At 56.0% G+C, this 14409-nt stretch carries 20 protein-coding genes; 14 read left to right on the top strand and 6 right to left on the bottom strand.

Annotated features, from left to right (window positions below; all coding sequences use genetic code 11):
• Nucleotides 1-320: 320 nt before the first annotated feature.
• The 5 genes from Q8N04_04640 to Q8N04_04620 all read left to right on the top strand — a co-directional run bounded on the left by Q8N04_04640 (nt 321) and on the right by Q8N04_04620 (nt 2151).
• Complete coding sequence (locus tag Q8N04_04640) at nt 321-641, top strand: nucleotidyltransferase family protein (protein MDP3089940.1); 321 nt, start codon at nt 321-323, stop codon at nt 639-641.
• Nucleotides 638-1003 carry a DUF86 domain-containing protein gene (locus Q8N04_04635; GenBank protein ID MDP3089939.1) on the top strand — a complete coding sequence of 122 codons (366 nt, stop codon included), beginning with the start codon at nt 638-640 and terminating at the stop codon, nt 1001-1003. The genes Q8N04_04640 and Q8N04_04635 overlap by 4 nt, the downstream gene beginning before the upstream one ends.
• 169 nt (nt 1004-1172) lie before the next feature.
• The gene (locus tag Q8N04_04630; GenBank protein ID MDP3089938.1) at nt 1173-1304 is read left to right on the top strand and encodes a hypothetical protein; all 132 of its coding nucleotides are present in this window, start codon (nt 1173-1175) and stop codon (nt 1302-1304) included.
• A gap of 161 nt (nt 1305-1465) precedes the next feature.
• Nucleotides 1466-1996 (top strand): zeta toxin family protein, encoded by a 531-nt coding sequence (locus Q8N04_04625; protein MDP3089937.1) that lies wholly within the window; start codon nt 1466-1468, stop codon nt 1994-1996.
• Complete coding sequence (locus Q8N04_04620) at nt 1993-2151, top strand: hypothetical protein (GenBank protein MDP3089936.1); 159 nt, start codon at nt 1993-1995, stop codon at nt 2149-2151. The genes Q8N04_04625 and Q8N04_04620 overlap by 4 nt, the downstream gene beginning before the upstream one ends.
• A gap of 90 nt (nt 2152-2241) precedes the next feature.
• Here the strand turns inward: Q8N04_04620 and Q8N04_04615 are convergent, their stop codons facing one another.
• The 3 genes from Q8N04_04615 to Q8N04_04605 all read right to left on the bottom strand — a co-directional run bounded on the left by Q8N04_04615 (nt 2242) and on the right by Q8N04_04605 (nt 6447).
• Nucleotides 2242-3447: a hypothetical protein gene (locus Q8N04_04615; protein ID MDP3089935.1), complete on the bottom strand. Its 1206-nt coding sequence runs from the start codon at nt 3445-3447 to the stop codon at nt 2242-2244.
• A 536-nt stretch (nt 3448-3983) separates the two neighbouring features.
• A complete protein-coding gene (locus Q8N04_04610; protein MDP3089934.1) occupies nt 3984-4781 on the bottom strand; it encodes a PaeR7I family type II restriction endonuclease in 798 nt (265 codons plus the stop codon).
• A complete protein-coding gene (locus tag Q8N04_04605; protein MDP3089933.1) occupies nt 4738-6447 on the bottom strand; it encodes an Eco57I restriction-modification methylase domain-containing protein in 1710 nt (569 codons plus the stop codon). The genes Q8N04_04610 and Q8N04_04605 overlap by 44 nt, the downstream gene beginning before the upstream one ends.
• A 389-nt stretch (nt 6448-6836) precedes the next feature.
• Here Q8N04_04605 and Q8N04_04600 point away from each other — a divergent pair, with 389 nt between their 5' ends.
• From Q8N04_04600 to Q8N04_04590, 3 genes are all read left to right on the top strand, one after another.
• On the top strand, nt 6837-7286 hold the full coding sequence (locus Q8N04_04600; GenBank protein ID MDP3089932.1) for a hypothetical protein: 450 nt from the start codon (nt 6837-6839) through the stop codon (nt 7284-7286).
• 107 nt (nt 7287-7393) lie between these two features.
• The gene (locus tag Q8N04_04595; protein ID MDP3089931.1) at nt 7394-8008 is read left to right on the top strand and encodes a hypothetical protein; all 615 of its coding nucleotides are present in this window, start codon (nt 7394-7396) and stop codon (nt 8006-8008) included.
• Nucleotides 8009-8163: 155 nt separating this feature from the next.
• Entirely contained in the window at nt 8164-8409 is a 246-nt protein-coding gene (locus Q8N04_04590; GenBank protein MDP3089930.1) for a hypothetical protein, read from the top strand.
• Nucleotides 8410-9104: 695 nt separating this feature from the next.
• Here the strand turns inward: Q8N04_04590 and Q8N04_04585 are convergent.
• The gene (locus Q8N04_04585) at nt 9105-9323 is read right to left on the bottom strand and encodes an addiction module protein (GenBank protein MDP3089929.1); all 219 of its coding nucleotides are present in this window, start codon (nt 9321-9323) and stop codon (nt 9105-9107) included.
• A 281-nt stretch (nt 9324-9604) separates the two neighbouring features.
• Here Q8N04_04585 and Q8N04_04580 point away from each other — a divergent pair, with 281 nt between their 5' ends.
• The 5 genes from Q8N04_04580 (at nt 9605) to Q8N04_04560 (ending at nt 12946) form a co-directional block, all read left to right on the top strand.
• On the top strand, nt 9605-10159 hold the full coding sequence (locus Q8N04_04580; GenBank protein MDP3089928.1) for a pyridoxamine 5'-phosphate oxidase family protein: 555 nt from the start codon (nt 9605-9607) through the stop codon (nt 10157-10159).
• A gap of 465 nt (nt 10160-10624) precedes the next feature.
• Nucleotides 10625-11068 (top strand): CBS domain-containing protein, encoded by a 444-nt coding sequence (locus Q8N04_04575; GenBank protein MDP3089927.1) that lies wholly within the window; start codon nt 10625-10627, stop codon nt 11066-11068.
• A gap of 576 nt (nt 11069-11644) precedes the next feature.
• The gene (locus tag Q8N04_04570; protein MDP3089926.1) at nt 11645-12100 is read left to right on the top strand and encodes a ferritin-like domain-containing protein; all 456 of its coding nucleotides are present in this window, start codon (nt 11645-11647) and stop codon (nt 12098-12100) included.
• Nucleotides 12101-12120: 20 nt separating this feature from the next.
• A complete protein-coding gene (locus Q8N04_04565; GenBank protein ID MDP3089925.1) occupies nt 12121-12663 on the top strand; it encodes a hypothetical protein in 543 nt (180 codons plus the stop codon).
• A gap of 34 nt (nt 12664-12697) precedes the next feature.
• Nucleotides 12698-12946 carry a hypothetical protein gene (locus tag Q8N04_04560; GenBank protein MDP3089924.1) on the top strand — a complete coding sequence of 83 codons (249 nt, stop codon included), beginning with the start codon at nt 12698-12700 and terminating at the stop codon, nt 12944-12946.
• A 77-nt stretch (nt 12947-13023) separates the two neighbouring features.
• Here the strand turns inward: Q8N04_04560 and Q8N04_04555 are convergent, their stop codons facing one another.
• Nucleotides 13024-13293, bottom strand: coding sequence for a hypothetical protein (locus Q8N04_04555; GenBank protein ID MDP3089923.1), 270 nt, complete (start codon nt 13291-13293; stop codon nt 13024-13026).
• Between the two features lie 415 nt (nt 13294-13708).
• Nucleotides 13709-13957, bottom strand: coding sequence for an RNA-binding protein (locus tag Q8N04_04550; GenBank protein ID MDP3089922.1), 249 nt, complete (start codon nt 13955-13957; stop codon nt 13709-13711).
• Nucleotides 13958-14199: 242 nt separating this feature from the next.
• Between Q8N04_04550 and Q8N04_04545 the strand changes: the two genes are divergently transcribed.
• A partial coding sequence (locus Q8N04_04545; protein MDP3089921.1) for an IS5/IS1182 family transposase occupies nt 14200-14409 on the top strand: 210 nt, incomplete at its 3' end.

Below are 14409 nucleotides of genomic sequence, written 5' to 3'. Positions count from 1 at the left end.
GCTTACGGAACGCGCGGCCTCAGAAGCGGGAGGGGAGCAGCCAGACCATCCTTCTTGCTCGCTGAGGCCGCACGATCGGAATGTGCTCCCTCGATGCGCGCAGTGAAGGACCATCCGGCGGCTCCCTTTGGGAAAAGTAAGCAAAGGTGAAAGAGGAATGTGCCGCGCGCAGTTGAGGATCGACCTGGCTGCCCCTGAGAGGAAAATGAGCTTGTTCGGAAGGTCGGATGCGCGCAGTGGAAATGTTGACAGGATCGGGCCGAGACCGTAGGCTGTGCCTGCGCGGGATGGGGTAATTGATTGCGTGAGGAGTGCGGAAGATGGCCAGTGTGTCCCGGTTAGGCGCACAACGAAAGCTGCGGCGTTACACGGAAACACTGCGTGGCCAGTTGCCTCAGCTACGGGCCAGGTTTCATGTCCGGTACCTTGGTCTGTTCGGCTCGTATGTTCGGGGAGTTCCCAAGAAAGACAGCGATCTCGATGTCCTCGTTGAGTTTGCCGAGGAGCCGGGCTTATTTAGGTTTCTGGAGCTGGAAAATCACCTGTCCGAGTTGTTGGGCGTGAAGGTGGATTTGGTGATGAAGGGGACGCTCAAGCCCCTGATCGGCCGGCGAATTCTCAGCGAGGTCGTGGGGCTGTGACGCGCGCCCGCGAATTTCTCGATTACGTGGCCGACATTCAAGAGGCTGCGGAGAACATCTCCCAATTTATCGCCGGTATGACGTGGGCGCAGTTCGCGCAGGATCAGAAAACCATCTATGCCGTGGTCAGGGCGTTCGAGATTATCGGCGAAGCGGCCAAGAAAGTTCCTCCATCTGTACGCAAGCGGCACGCGAAGGTGCCATGGAAGCAAATGGCGGGCATGCGCGATAAGCTCATCCATGAGTATTTTGGAGTGAACTATCAGGTGTTGTGGAAAACGGCTCAAGAAGACATCCCTCCGGTGCAGCCCCTCATTGCCAAGGTTTTGGAAGAAGAAGCAGGCAGACCTCGACGCAGGTAGTTGGCCATCCGCCAGTTCATGGCTCCGCCGCCGTAGAGATCCCGCCGCATTGGGTTCAAGGCGTGAGTTGCGAGAATGACTCCCGATCCATTTTCTCCGTGTACCCCCTCCTCTTGTTCAGCCCCGGAAGCTGCACTAAGCTGAACCTATGGAAGAATGAGGTTGGGCGTTGGTAGCCGCCGCTACAGCGATGGTCGGGATCGGACTGGTACGCCGGTGGTACCGTCGGCGGATTGCCGCCAAACTGGCGGACCAGATGCTCTCGGAAGTGATTAAGGGGAAGGACGCATTCCGCCGATAACCCGCTAGCGAAGACACCCGCCCCAGCACTCAGAACCCAGGACTCAGCACTAATCGAACGGCCCCACCGCGCGCCCTCGGAAGGGAGGGCGGGAGCCGCGGTCTCACCGAAGATAGACGAGACTTGCCTGAAAAAAGTAGAATGGATTTGGGAATGCGCTCATGAAGTCAAGATCGCAGCGAACACCACGATGTATTGTCATTGCCGGGCCGAACGGAGCCGGGAAGACTACGTTTGCGCGTGAATACTTGCCGCGTGAAGCGGGCGTCATTCGCTTTGTGAATGCGGATCTGATTGCCAGCGGCCTCTCTCCGCTCCGGCCAGAACTGGCGGCGAGACAAGGAGGGCGTCTTGTGCTCACGGAACTCGATCGGTTAGTGAAAGCGCGCGAGGATTTTGCGTTTGAAAGCACGCTGAGTGGCCGGACCTATCTCCGGCTGATGACTCGATGGAAAGCCCGCGGCTATCGCATTGAGGTGGTATTTCTATCCTTGCCGTCTGTGGAGCTGGCTTTGCAGCGGATTGCCGCTCGCGTTCGACAAGGTGGGCATGATGTTCCCCGAGCCGATGTCATCCGCCGGTTCAAGAGAAGTTGGGTGAATTTCCATTCCGTGTATCGTACGGTAGCAGATACGTGGGCGGTCTACGATAATTCCGGTGATACTCCGCAGCTATTGGAGGTTGGGCCATGAAGAGAGTGAACGGAAAAGCCGAAGGCAGGTCATTCGCGCAGGACGTCGGGCGGGCGCTACGGCGAGCCGCGAAAGTGGCCAGGGCCACAGCGCGAACGCACCACATGCCTATTTATGTGTGGGAGAATGGCAAGGTCGTTGCCAAGAAACCGTAGCGCACGCATCCCCTCCCATCCGTTCTTTCCCTCACGTCAGGCCCACCACTCATTGCTCAGTTTCTGTTGACATGCCCTTCACCCAGTACGTCACTTCGCAATCGTGATGCTGGGGACGCCCACGCGCGGGACTTCGCTCACCGTCATTTGAAAGAGGAGGTAGAGGAGTTGGAACCCTTCGCGGTTCCAGCGGGCCAGCGGCCCGGTCGTGCTCACGGCGTAATGCTTGCCGTGGAACTTGATCGACAGGTCGGCGTCCGATGGCGCACTGTCCGATAGGACGAGTTCCATGGTGTGAACGGGATTTTCATGCACGGGCGGCGTCCGGGGATCCATCTCCACATTATATTCGGGGTCTTCCTCAAGCCCGCGCCCGAGGAAGTTGAGAATCGTATTGAAGCTCCGCAGGCGGAAATCGCCCTTGAGCGGATAGTCCCCGCCGATGTGTCCTGAACGGATGTCGAACGACACGTCGTTCTGGTGCCCGTCATCCGTCTCATCGATCAACCGCGCCCGTTCCTCGGAGGAGAGCGTGGCGGGGTCATAGTTCGTGATCAAAATGCGGCCCGTGATCTGTTTCTTGAGCGTATAGGTATTGTCCTTCTGATTGTAGGCGACGAGATAGTCCTTCTGCAGCGACTGAAAGCCTTCAGCGGTGACCGCGTTGGCGGGAATCGTCCAGGTGCGCAGGGAGACGAGCGGTTCGGCGTAGAGCTGGCTATGGTCCTGAATGGACGAGAGGTGCGTCACCACGCGGCGGAACATCTCATAGCCTGGCTTATCGGCCGGGCTATTGCGGTAGGAGACCTCCTGGCCGTCCTGCTTGATGCGCAGCTCCTGCGCCATCAGCCGGAGCAACAGATCAATGTCGAACCGCTGGCGAAGCAGAAGCGTGAATTTGGTTTCTTGAAACGGCGTCAGCAGCCGCTTGGTGAACTCTTCCCCTTCGATCGGCACGATGCTGATCGTCGGATTCTCCGCGACGCTGCCGCCGAAGACCGGCATGAGAGTTTTGCTGGCATCGCCCGTCAGCGCCGGGGTCGCTCCGGCATTCACGCGAAAATCGAACGTCGCGGCGATGTTCGAGACGCCGGTGAAGTGGATGGGTTGATGGCGATGGGCGCGGGCAATGTTGATGAGCAGTTGCTTGGAGACCGCATCCGTCACCGCCTCATCGTACGAAGTGACGGCGCGATTCAGCGTGATCGGCGACAGACAGCCCGACAGCGTGAGGCTAGAGATAACCCCGGCTAACGTGAGCCGTGCAAAGGATGTGAAGCGGAGAGGTGTTGTCATGGAAGTACCCACCGAAGAGCCCAACCATTATATAGCGGGTTTGTAGCACACCTGGGAGGGGATGTCAGCGGAGGGCAGGGAGCAGCCAAACGGTCCTTTTTGCTCGCTGAGGCCGCACGATCAGAATGTGCTCCCTCAATGCGCGCAGTGAAGGACCGTTTGGCCGCTCCCTTTGGGAAAAGTGGGGAAAGGTGGGGAAAAGTGAAAGAGGATTGTGCCACGTGCACAGTGAGGACTAATCCCATCCCCAAGGGGGATAAACGAGCGATCTCGGAAAGAGCATTGGAATGTGTGTTCAACGCGCGTATTCGACGATCGAGCAGATCGCATGTGTAGAGAGAATGAGCGAGCTTGGAAGGGCTGTTAGAGAGTCGCTTGACCTGTGCTGGCCGAGAAAAGACTCCGGACTCCATTTCAACTTGCACAAGCGCGGCGAAGGATGGTCCATCGACTTTCGCGGGACGAAGATGACGGTGAAGGGCTGAAAACAGGGACATTCTACATTCCTGATTGCCTTGTCAGCGCGTGCGGTCTAGCTACTTACTACGGCTGCCCAAGAATGTGACGACGTGGCCTCGTAGTGCGGCCACGAATCGCTGAAAGTTGAGGTCTTGAGCCGGCTGTGTGATCTTTGTCTTTGGTGAGTTGGTGGCCATCATGAAACAGGCTGAACTATACAGCCGCTCTAGCACCAGGCGACGACACAATAGTTCGTAGCGCTTGCTGTAGGAGACGCCCTTATACCGTCGGAGGGCTGTTGTATCTTTGAAATGTGCTTCGCCACGGAACTCAGGGTCTACCTGGAAGTATGGTTCCTTGTTGGCAACGGGGATTTTGACATTGTCGCGATCTTCCAAGAGGAACAGATAGCCAAGAAATGGAGGAGGCGCTTGACCAAAGCGGCCTTCTCGGAAGGCTGTCCAAATATCTTTGGCGCTGCCCACCGCTTCTTCAGAACGATTGTTCACATTGTTGCCGATCGATTTCCCGGCTTGAGACTTAAACTCCATGGCCAAGACCAACGCGTTGTCAGAGACGACGATGAGATCCCACTTTTTCGTGGCTCTGAAGTAGCCTGGTAACTCAAGCGCGGTCCTTGTGCGAATATCGACCTTCTTCAATCCGGCTTCGCAGAGAATGTCAGAAACCAAGACCTCTAGGGCACCCATCTGAGTGCCTCCTGTGACCTCGCCTCTGGTTCCGGCATCGATTTTCCCTGACTTAACCTGTTTCTCTTTATTTTTCCTGCGAGCGTTCCAGTAGCTTTGGACGGCGGCTTGCAATCTCTTGTCAATGTTCAAGCGCGGCCTCCAGCGTGCGAGCGTTGATTCCATACAGATCCAACGCCGCTTGGGTTGCGCGAGTCCTATCACGAAGACGGAAGGCGTCTCTCAATTCATGTGACTGGATCTTGGACAAGGACTTGGGCGCAGGGACGCGAATACGGCGTAGGTACTGTGCTTGGAAGCGTAGGTAGCCGCCTCGCATGCGGACTCCATAGGATTCGACAAAAAACTGCCCTACCTTCGACAGCAGGATGCCACCGAGTACCTCCAGATCCCATTCATCCGACTGAATGAAATACAGATTGTGGTGAGGATATGTTTCGCCACGATCTAAGACCGGCTCGAGGACGTTCTTGATATCTGGAATATACAATTTGTGTGTATGGGTGAGCGTGTGGGTGACGCGGTCAATCGTCTTGTACCATTTGTCGATGCTCTTTTCCGCGGTGTGGCGCTTCTTCAGGGCTTCGGCATGCCGCTCGTAGTAGGCCTGCAACTTCGGATAGGCTTTTAGATTCACTAGTCCATCATCATTCCATGGATTTACCAGATAGTGCCCGGACCATCGCACCGTTCCGTCCGCTAGGTCTTTCGCAAGTGCAAGCTTCAAGAGGCGGGACGGCTCTACAAGCTCTGCATCTGTCGTAATGTAAACGCGATCGTTTCCAGTGGCCACGCCGATTCCCACTTTGGCGTTCATTTCGAGAGGAGGAAATTGATCTTCCAGTCGCCGGAGGAGCGCCAACTGTTCTGGCGAATGGCAGGGCCAGGGGTCTGATCCTTTGAACCATGTATGTACGACGGCTCGATGGATGCCCTGGGGCAGGATGGTTTGGCTGGTTGTCTGGAGCGTTGTTGCCAATCGTCCAGGCTGAACGTGTTCAGCATCCTGATCGGCGCTTGCCACAATCGTTGATCGCTGTTTTGCGTGCCGAATCACCGTGATAGCAGGATAGGCGTCCACGTCATCATCGAAGGCATTGGCATGGTGCATACTGAGGAGCATTTCGACGCTGTACACCGTACTAATAAGTTGGCGCAGTTCAGCCCCATATTGGTTACGCATCCATCGATCTGCGCAGATGAAGCCGCATACCCCACCAGTTTTCAACTGTCGAAGGGCGGCTTCAAAGAACGCCACGTAAAGGTCTGCTCGTCCGCGCATCGTGGGATACGCACTTCGGTAGACTGAGGCTGTCTCTTCTGGAATATCCTCAAGGCGTACGTACGGAGGATTGCCGATAATGAAATCGGCTTGTCTTGTGTCGGCATCGAGGAGGTAATCCCCGTTTACTATCCACGCTTCAGCCAGTTGTTTTGTGAGTGGGCTCTTCGCTCCGTGATCCACTAGAAGATCTTGGACGACAGTGCGCGCACGAGCCGCACTTTTCTCATCCAGCTCATATGCGATGAGGGAGTTTTGGCATTCCGATAACGGTCGCCCCAGTTTTCGGCACGATTCCACTAGGCGCTCAATCATGGGGGCGAGAAACGCGCCATCCCCGGCCGCTGGTTCGATTGCCAGGCTGTCCACCAGATTCTTATCCGGGCTGTAGCCGCTCAGATCGAGGAGTAGTTCAACGACCCATCGCTTTGTGTATACGACGCCTTTCGGCTCAACTGCTGTAATAGGAAGTGGGTGTCGGAGGGGCGCAATCAGCGGAAGCTGTATGCCTCGAGTTGCGACTGATGGACTGAATTGGTTGTCTGCCACGAGGGCCTCGAATTCTCCGGAGCGGGCTAGGGGATAAGGGGCGGTTGATAGTAACTTGTCTGCGGTTCTCGTTCAAGATTCATTCGGCAGGAAGAGGACACGAGGCAGAAATAGGGAACGGCCTCATCAAATTGTAAGGCCTGCTTGGTTAAGGACAGCCGAACTGACTCAGTTCTCGGCTCTTCTCTTCCCCTAGCAGCGGTTGAGATGTTGGCGCTCGGATTGACAGCGGCTTCTCTGCTCGCCACAATCCTGCCTCGTTCAGATTTCGCTCAAACTACTGATTCGAAACACTCGTGAGGGTTTGCCGTGATTCCACCTGATACGTTTAGGTATGTGCTCAAGCGCGGCGAGGGTCGGTCGATGCTCGCGGGGTTGGGTGCTGCCTTATGAATAAGCTTGATTGGCCTACACCATTTGGAGATGTGAGATCCCTTGTCTGCGAGGCTATTCAGTCAGGTGAAGGTGAAGACCTGCTGCTGCGGCTGGTTGAACATGTCGCTGCGAATCATGAGGAAACTATTCAGATTGGTGAAGTGAAGATTTCAGGGAGCCCAATTGGGAGAAATGAGGAATCCCGGCAGTGGTTGGTCTATTGGAAGCGAGTGGCTGGTTTTAAAAGTTCGTCGGAGTCATTCTATTTCAGCATTTACCAGATTGAGGGAAAGACAGACGCCAGAGCTTTCAAGGTCCAAGATAGTGTGTGGATCAAGGATATGCAGAACGAGGGTGTGATGGGATCCGTTCTGCCGCAGTGTCAGCACTTTGTGATTGCGACGGACCACAAAATCATAGAAGTGTTGGCTGTCGGCGAACCTGAAATCAAAGCATGTCAGTAGCTCGCATGAGTGGGTGAGTCGTTACCTCGCTTTTCTTCGCTACAATCTTTGGTTTCTAGGGGTTCGATACGATAAATCTGTTGAGTGAAACAAAAGGGGATGTCGTGATGAGAGCTGGCTTGGCGCTTGGATTACTTCTGGCGGTCTGGCCCTGCTTGGCTTCTGCGGATGAATGGCCGGCTCCGGTTCCACTGCACGCGCTAAGCGATAATGGCCAATACCTCGTCCGGGTTGTTCCAGGTGAAAGCCTGGGCGATACATTCGGCTTTGCGGAGTCAAAGAAAGGGGCCTATGCACGCGGGGAGTTTTATCAGAAGCAGCCGGATCGATCCTACCAGTTAATCGCAGATGTGCCTTTGCAGAATCCTGTGGCTCCGGCGCATATCTTGGTCAGCAATCTTGGCTATATGGGGACGTTCGACAATTGGCACAATGCGGGCTATGGAAAAGTTGTTGCGATCTACCGGGCCAACGGCCAACTGGTTCGTGCGTATGAGCTTGAAGGGCTGTATTCCTCAGAGCAGATTGAGTCGATTCCACGGAGCGTATCGTCTCGAGGCTGGCTATCCCCCAACTATGGGTTTCTAAATCCTGGGGATCAGGGGGAAATATACGCGTACGACTTCTCCGGCGGATTACCGATGTTCGATCTGACTACAGGGAACCATGAGTATTGCGAGCGTAGCAAGGTTATGTCCTGCTTGTTCCAGCACACCAAATAGACTGCGGTGTCTTTTCCCGTTGGCTCGTTCTGGCGGTGCTAGGACTTCTCAATTAGACTGCCTGGGATATGAAGAATGTCTTGTTCATATGCAGCCAGAATAAGCTTCGTAGTCCTACTGCTGAGCAGGTATTTGCGTCGTGGCCAGGGATAGCGGTGGCTTCGGCGGGCCTGAACAACGATGCAGTGAGTCCTGTGACGCCTGAGTTGCTTAAGTGGGCCGATATCATCTTTGTGATGGAAAAGGCGCATCGCAATAGGCTCTCGAAGAAATTCCGAGCGTTTACGAAGTCCATGCGCATTCTCTGTCTCGATATTCCTGATGAATTTGAGTACATGGATCCAGAGCTTGTAAAGATCTTGCGGGAGCGTGTTCCGCGTCATTTGCCGAGCTACAAGTAGGAATCAAGGGGAAAGGGCTCCCAATCCTAAGCGCTTATGGAGGAGGCGGCTGGGGGGGCCGCTGCATGACCGTTGACTCTGCTCATTCAAAGAACTCGTGAGGGTTTGTCGTGATTCCACTGGATAGGCAGGCCTATGCGTTCAAGCGCGGCGAGGGTCGGCCCATCGACTTTTGCGCGACGAAGTTGACGGTGAAGGTACCGGGCACGCAAGAGGGCCCTCTACCGCCATCTGACCCTCATGGAATGTGAAGGACTCAATCGTCTGCTGGCTGCCGGGTATAGTCTGCGGGCGACGGCTCCCGTGCGCTCCGTAATCTGGCGGTCGTGCTCAAAGATGTGCAGGGCTCGAAATCGTAGGGCCCGCTGGCTCGGCTCGTTTACGCTCGGCTTTGCGCGGCTAACGTTCTGCTTCCAGGCGCGTTCTCGTCCATGACGGGTTTCGACGGCAGTCCAATACGGCGTGTACGCGCACGATCTCTCCGTTCACGTCGTAGTAGATGGCGAAGGGGAAGCGTTTGGATAGACAACGGTGGTAGGTAAACACGAGAGGATGAATCCCTGCGTAGGTCAGCAAGGAGTCAATGTCGGCAAAGAGGCAGTCGAGGAACTATCCGCCGAGGCCTGGTTCTCTTGCTTCGTAGAATAGAGAGCCGTGAATGAGATCGTCCTGGGCTTTATCCAGGATCTGGATTTTCACGACAGCCGTTTGCGAATGTCCGCTTTGGCTGTTTCCCAGTCGGAGAACGTGGATTGTCCCTGAGCGGTACGCTGGCGACGTTCTTCAAGGACATCTTTGTGCCAGGCAGGCGACTCAATGGCGTCCGGAGTCTTGCTGAGGTCCTCCCAGAGGGATTCCATGACTGCAAGCTTTTCCAGGAGAGTCATGTCTTTGAGGGGAAGGTGAATAGACATGGGCAAAGTATACTCCAAGCCAGAAGAGATTCAAATCCCTTGAGCCGTTGCGTGATGGCTCCTGGGAGTAGGAAAATGTATAGCAACTGAATCGGATGGCCTTCGCCTTAGTAGTCCATTCGGTGAGTATGTGAGGCTTAACGTGATTCCCAGTGACAAGCGCGGCGAGGGGCGGTCGATCGGCTTTCGCGGGACGAAGATGACGGTGAAGGTGCTTGGCGCGCAGGTGGGTGAATCCTACTCGTTAATCGAAGTGATCTATCCGCCGAGGGGACAACACGATGGCTCAGCGATACGACGAACTTTCTGATACGCATACCCAATTTATCGCCAAGCAGAAGATCTTCTTTGTCGGGACTGCGACGGCAGAGAGCCGGGTGAATGTGTCCCCCAAAGGGATGGATTCGCTGCGCGTGCTCAGCCCCCGGCGCGTGGTGTGGCTCAATGTGACCGGGAGCGGGAATGAAACGTCGGCCCATGTGCAGCAGGACCCGCGCATGACGCTGATGTTCTGCGCCTTCGAGGGGCCGCCGGTGATTCTGCGGCTCTACGGCACGGCGACCGTCGTTCACCAGGGCGACCCGGAATGGCGCGAGCTTTCTTCTCTGTTCCCCCCGCTGCCCGGCGCGCGGCAGATCTTCGACGTGACGCTCGATCTCGTGCAAACCTCCTGCGGGATGGCCGTGCCCTATCTCTCTTATACCGGCGACCGCGAGTTGCTGAACGAGTGGGCCGGGAAGAAAGGCGAGGAGGGGTTGCAGCAGTATTGGAAAGAGAAGAATCAGCTCAGCCTCGACGGCCTTCCCACGAACATCGTCAGCAAAGACGGCCGATGATTTGGGGCTGAAGGGACACAGTTAGGGGACAGGCTCCTGAATCGGAAGGTCTCGCCCTGCCAGTGGTGCTCTCTTTTCGCGGATCAATGTCCAGTCCCCTCGTGAGAGTCCACTTCTATCCTGGAACGCGTGCGCTGTTCACGATTCAGACTTGGGGCCTTGCCCTTCTTGGTTGCACGCCTCTCACATTACTGCTAGATTTGATTTGAAGTCTCACCTCTTGGCAGAGGCGCTCGTCAGAATCTCAACTGATTCGCGCCGCTTTCTATGTGGCCGTTTCACCGACACTAGCCCGTGAGGCTCACCTTCACGGGGTGCATCACACCGCTCCCTTGTCTGCATCAGGCGAAGATACAATCTGGATTGCTCCGAGTGCCATCGGCGCAAATAGGCAAGATGGAGCGAATTCTTCATGCATTCATGAAGAAGCCACTATTCATCTCTACCGTGAAGGAGAACCCGCGTATGCGACGTGCTGATTACATGGTCAATGTCAAAGATTTCACCACGCTCAAGGCCGAACATTTCATGCAAGACGTGGTGTCCTACTACCACGTTGAGACCAAGGGAGATCGGCTGGCTGCGGCGATCACCGAAGGTGGGTTTGGAAGCGTTCCCATTTTGGCCAAAGACGGCAAGGTGCTGGGTATTGTAAGTGAGTTCGACTTGCTGAAGGTCATCACGGAAGGCAAGGAACTGTCCTCGGTCACGGCTGGGGACATCATGACGAAGGGGGCGATTTCTGTGACCGGGGAAACGCCAGTCATGGAGGTCATGAATCTGCTGCAAAGCAAACATCTGATCCGGGTTGCCGTAATCGACGCCGAAGGGAAGCTGGCCGGCATCGTCTCTCGCAGAGACATCCTCTTGGGCTACGTCAAAGGGACCAAGCCAATTTGGACGTTTTGATTTGGGGCATGAACGAACCTGGACATGGGGGCAGCAACTGTCTTGAGTTTCACGCATGCTGCGCCTCATGAGTCTGCCAAGGGGTCTGGTGCTTCAGCCTGGCTTGAGGATGTCTGCAATTTCTGCATGCATGCAACTAGCCCGACTGTCTTGGCCTTGCCTGCCTCGCCGTTGATGGAACATCCGAATCGCGGAATTGGGCGAGGAGCAAGAAAATGGGCCGGGAGTCCATACTTGATTGTCGCCTGTGCGTGATGCCAGCGATTGATGCATCGAGCCGCTTGGCGTTGACCGGTCCAGCTGCCGGCAGTCGCTTAGCCTGTGTGGGAATTCCGATCTGGTCCCGCTCTTTTCTTACAGCGCGCCGATTTATGTCCGCGATTTCCTCAGCGAGGCCCTCAATCCTTCCCACTCTCGAACGACCTGGAAGAGGTGGATCCCCATGGGGCTTTCCAGTAGACTTCCCTTGTAGTGAATGGCGAATGGTGTCGTGCTCTACGGCAACAGACAGGTTGCGGTGCGACGCCATTGGCAACATCTTCGTACGTGAACGTCTGGCATAACAGGAGGCAGTAGATGAACGATCAAGATACGCAACGCGCCGTCGGGATTCTCAACAAGATTATGGAGCATGAGTTGGCGGGCGTCGTCCGCTATATGCACTACTCTCTGATGGTCTACGGCTATAACCGTATTCCGATCGTGTCCTGGCTGAAGGGGAACGCCGACGAGAGTCTGGCCCATGCGCATAAGGCCGGGGAACTGGTGACATTGCTGGGCGGCCACCCGTCGCTGAAAATCGGGACGCTCTTGGAAACCGAAAAGCATGATGTGGGGGATATCCTGCGGGAAAGCTTGGACCACGAAAAGGCGGCGGTTGCCGCCTATTACGAGCTGCTGAAAATCGCCGAAGGAAAGTCCGTCTTGTTGGAAGAATATGCGCGGGAGATGATCGTTGGCGAAGAGTTGCATCTTGACGAGGTGAATAAGATGTTGCGCAAGTCAGGTGATGTGCAGCCCTTTCGTCCCTAGCGGTCAACGGAGCGCGAACGATGGCGATGGTGACGTCATCAATCTTGCGCAAGCTTGAAGGCGGTGATCGCCGGTCGATCGGACGGTCCAACGAAGTCGTCTCAGAAGTGCTCGTCGATCCGACGCAGTTCGGCGAGCTGTTCAGAGGGCTGCTTGTGGAGGATCCGGTTGTGCGGGCGAGGGCGGCAGATGCCGTCGAAAAGATTACGGTTGTCCATCCGGAATTTCTGCACCCCTATAGATCGAACCTGATTGGTCCGCTTGCGGAGTGCGATCAGAAAGAGGTCCGCTGGCATGTGGCCCAGATGCTGCCGCGTGTTCGATGGAGCACACGCGAACAGCAACGGGTGTCTGATATCCTTCAGGGTTACTTGCGAGACTCCAGCAGCATCGTGAAGACCTGCACGATGCAGGCTCTTGCCGATCTCACTAGGCAGGCGCCGGATCTTCGGCCTGCTCTGCTGCGGCAGTTGCAGCATCTGACGGTCAGTGGAACGCCGGCGATGAGGGCACGAGGCTGGAAGTTGCTCGGGGAGCTGAAGGGTAGTGCCCAGGCTACGTAAATTGTAAGGTCCGCATGGCGGGAGGACCGCTTGTATGACAACCGACTCGACTCAGTCGTCCTCGCTTTCCAACGCGGCAGTCGAGATGTTGTGGCGGGGCGATGTGATTGCGGCGATTAAGGTCGTGCGTGCAGAGCGGAATCTTGGTCTGAAAGAGGCCAAGGATTTGGTGGGCGCCTACATCCGCTCCCGACCATCACTGCGGCGGAAGCTAAAGCGCGGGCTCCTTGTCGCGCTGATCTTTACCGCTGCCGCGGCGTATTTCTTCTTCCAGAGTCGGTAGGTGCCTAGGAAGTATGCTTGCGTCCGGTAATACCGACTTTCGTCGTTCGTGAAGCGGGGAAATGAAATTGAGGAGGACTATGCCCGGCTGGTTTCGATGCGATCGACACGGGCTTTGAGTGTCGTCAGATCCGATTCGAGTGTTCGAATGCGCTGGTCGATTTGAGAGAAGGACAGTCGCATCAGTGCCCGCATCTCTTTGAATTCATCTCGCATCTCGCCGCGATGCTCCTGTAACTCATGACGGATCGTGGCGTGGCCTTCAGCGACCTGTCGGATATCGCTCCTGAGTGATTCGGCAACCACGCCAAAATGACGTTTGATCTCTTCCATCTGTTCAGCGTTCATGCGTGACTATATAGACCGGGCCAGTCAAAAATGCAACGGCGAGAGTGTCTGAAACAGAGGAATTGGTTGTATTGATGAGCTGACAGGATAGTCCGTACTCACGTCTTTCAGGGCGTTCGCTTTTGTTACGTATTGCCCTCACGACTGTGCCGCAGCTTCAGCAGATGATTGTGGTGGCTTCCAAGGGGCAGGTGACATGGGTGCGGCTGCAGCGATCGATCGCCCGGCTGGTTGGGTCGCGCCTCTTTCTTGCCTCCGCCGCTGAGTCGAGGGAGAGGTCTTCCGTCACGCCGCCGTTTCTGCATTCAGAACTGTGCGTTCCCGACCTTCCTCTCCTACAGTGCGGCCTTTTCCCTGCGAGTCCGTAAGAGGGCAAGAGTGATCACCGCGCCGCGCATATCGCGCCCGGTCAGTTCTATGCGTTCTCTGTCTCCGGGGGTTCCCAGATGTCCAGGTGCTTGCCCTCCACTTTGAAGACCTGTTGCGCCCCGAAGATATGTTCCACCTCTTCGGGCGAGGACATTTGCACGACCCCGACGAAATACCCTCGCGCATCCCGCAGGACTTGCACCGACTCCACCTTCCCGAACGGGATGAAGATCTGGCGGAGCTGTCCCTGGGTATACGAGGGAGGAAACCCGCTGATGTAGATTTTTGACGCCATGCCAACACCTCCTTGTGAAGAGGTCGGCATTGTCTTGGTGAGCAACGAGCCGAATGGCAAGCCCAAGAGTGAGGCCCGGCACGGGGCTTCTATATCAGCTCTTGCGCAAGGCAATGTCTGCCTTCTGTGTGAGTACGTACTTTTAGTGTACCAGTCAGATATCAGATGCGCCACTAGGAGCCTGTCCGAGTAATGTGCATTTTGGACTGGACAGGCAGCGGGCATTGTGGTTTCTAGGCGGCATGGCTAAAACATTCAAATCCTGGGACGTCGATCAGCCGGTACTGCTCCCTCCGTCCGTGCAGGAGCTGGTGCCCGCTGGGCATCTGGCTCACTTCGTGCGGGATTTGGTTCGCGAGTCGCTGGATGTGTCGGCGCTCTTGACGCCCTACACCGAAGACCGCGGGTTTCCGCCGTATGATCCCACGATGATGACCGCCCTTCTGCTGTAT

The organism is Nitrospira sp., from assembly GCA_030692565.1.
Lineage (GTDB): Bacteria > Nitrospirota > Nitrospiria > Nitrospirales > Nitrospiraceae > Nitrospira_D.
Note: the sequence above shows the minus strand (reverse complement) of the source record. Positions and strands in the feature narration are given on the sequence as shown.

Bases quoted from the DNA above. Each gene is read 5' to 3' on its own strand.
- Q8N04_04640 (MDP3089940.1), top strand. From the start codon at position 321: ATGGCCAGTGTGTCCCGGTTAGGCGCACAACGAAAGCTGCGGCGTTAC.
- Q8N04_04625 (MDP3089937.1), top strand. From the start codon at position 1,466: ATGAAGTCAAGATCGCAGCGAACACCACGATGTATTGTCATTGCCGGG.
- Q8N04_04620 (MDP3089936.1), top strand. From the start codon at position 1,993: ATGAAGAGAGTGAACGGAAAAGCCGAAGGCAGGTCATTCGCGCAGGAC.
- Q8N04_04615 (MDP3089935.1), bottom strand. From the start codon at position 3,447: ATGACAACACCTCTCCGCTTCACATCCTTTGCACGGCTCACGTTAGCC.
- Q8N04_04610 (MDP3089934.1), bottom strand. From the start codon at position 4,781: ATGGAATCAACGCTCGCACGCTGGAGGCCGCGCTTGAACATTGACAAG.
- Q8N04_04600 (MDP3089932.1), top strand. From the start codon at position 6,837: ATGAATAAGCTTGATTGGCCTACACCATTTGGAGATGTGAGATCCCTT.
- Q8N04_04595 (MDP3089931.1), top strand. From the start codon at position 7,394: ATGAGAGCTGGCTTGGCGCTTGGATTACTTCTGGCGGTCTGGCCCTGC.
- Q8N04_04585 (MDP3089929.1), bottom strand. From the start codon at position 9,323: ATGTCTATTCACCTTCCCCTCAAAGACATGACTCTCCTGGAAAAGCTT.
- Q8N04_04580 (MDP3089928.1), top strand. From the start codon at position 9,605: ATGGCTCAGCGATACGACGAACTTTCTGATACGCATACCCAATTTATC.
- Q8N04_04575 (MDP3089927.1), top strand. From the start codon at position 10,625: ATGCGACGTGCTGATTACATGGTCAATGTCAAAGATTTCACCACGCTC.
- Q8N04_04570 (MDP3089926.1), top strand. From the start codon at position 11,645: ATGAACGATCAAGATACGCAACGCGCCGTCGGGATTCTCAACAAGATT.
- Q8N04_04565 (MDP3089925.1), top strand. From the start codon at position 12,121: ATGGCGATGGTGACGTCATCAATCTTGCGCAAGCTTGAAGGCGGTGAT.
- Q8N04_04560 (MDP3089924.1), top strand. From the start codon at position 12,698: ATGACAACCGACTCGACTCAGTCGTCCTCGCTTTCCAACGCGGCAGTC.
- Q8N04_04555 (MDP3089923.1), bottom strand. From the start codon at position 13,293: ATGAACGCTGAACAGATGGAAGAGATCAAACGTCATTTTGGCGTGGTT.
- Q8N04_04550 (MDP3089922.1), bottom strand. From the start codon at position 13,957: ATGGCGTCAAAAATCTACATCAGCGGGTTTCCTCCCTCGTATACCCAG.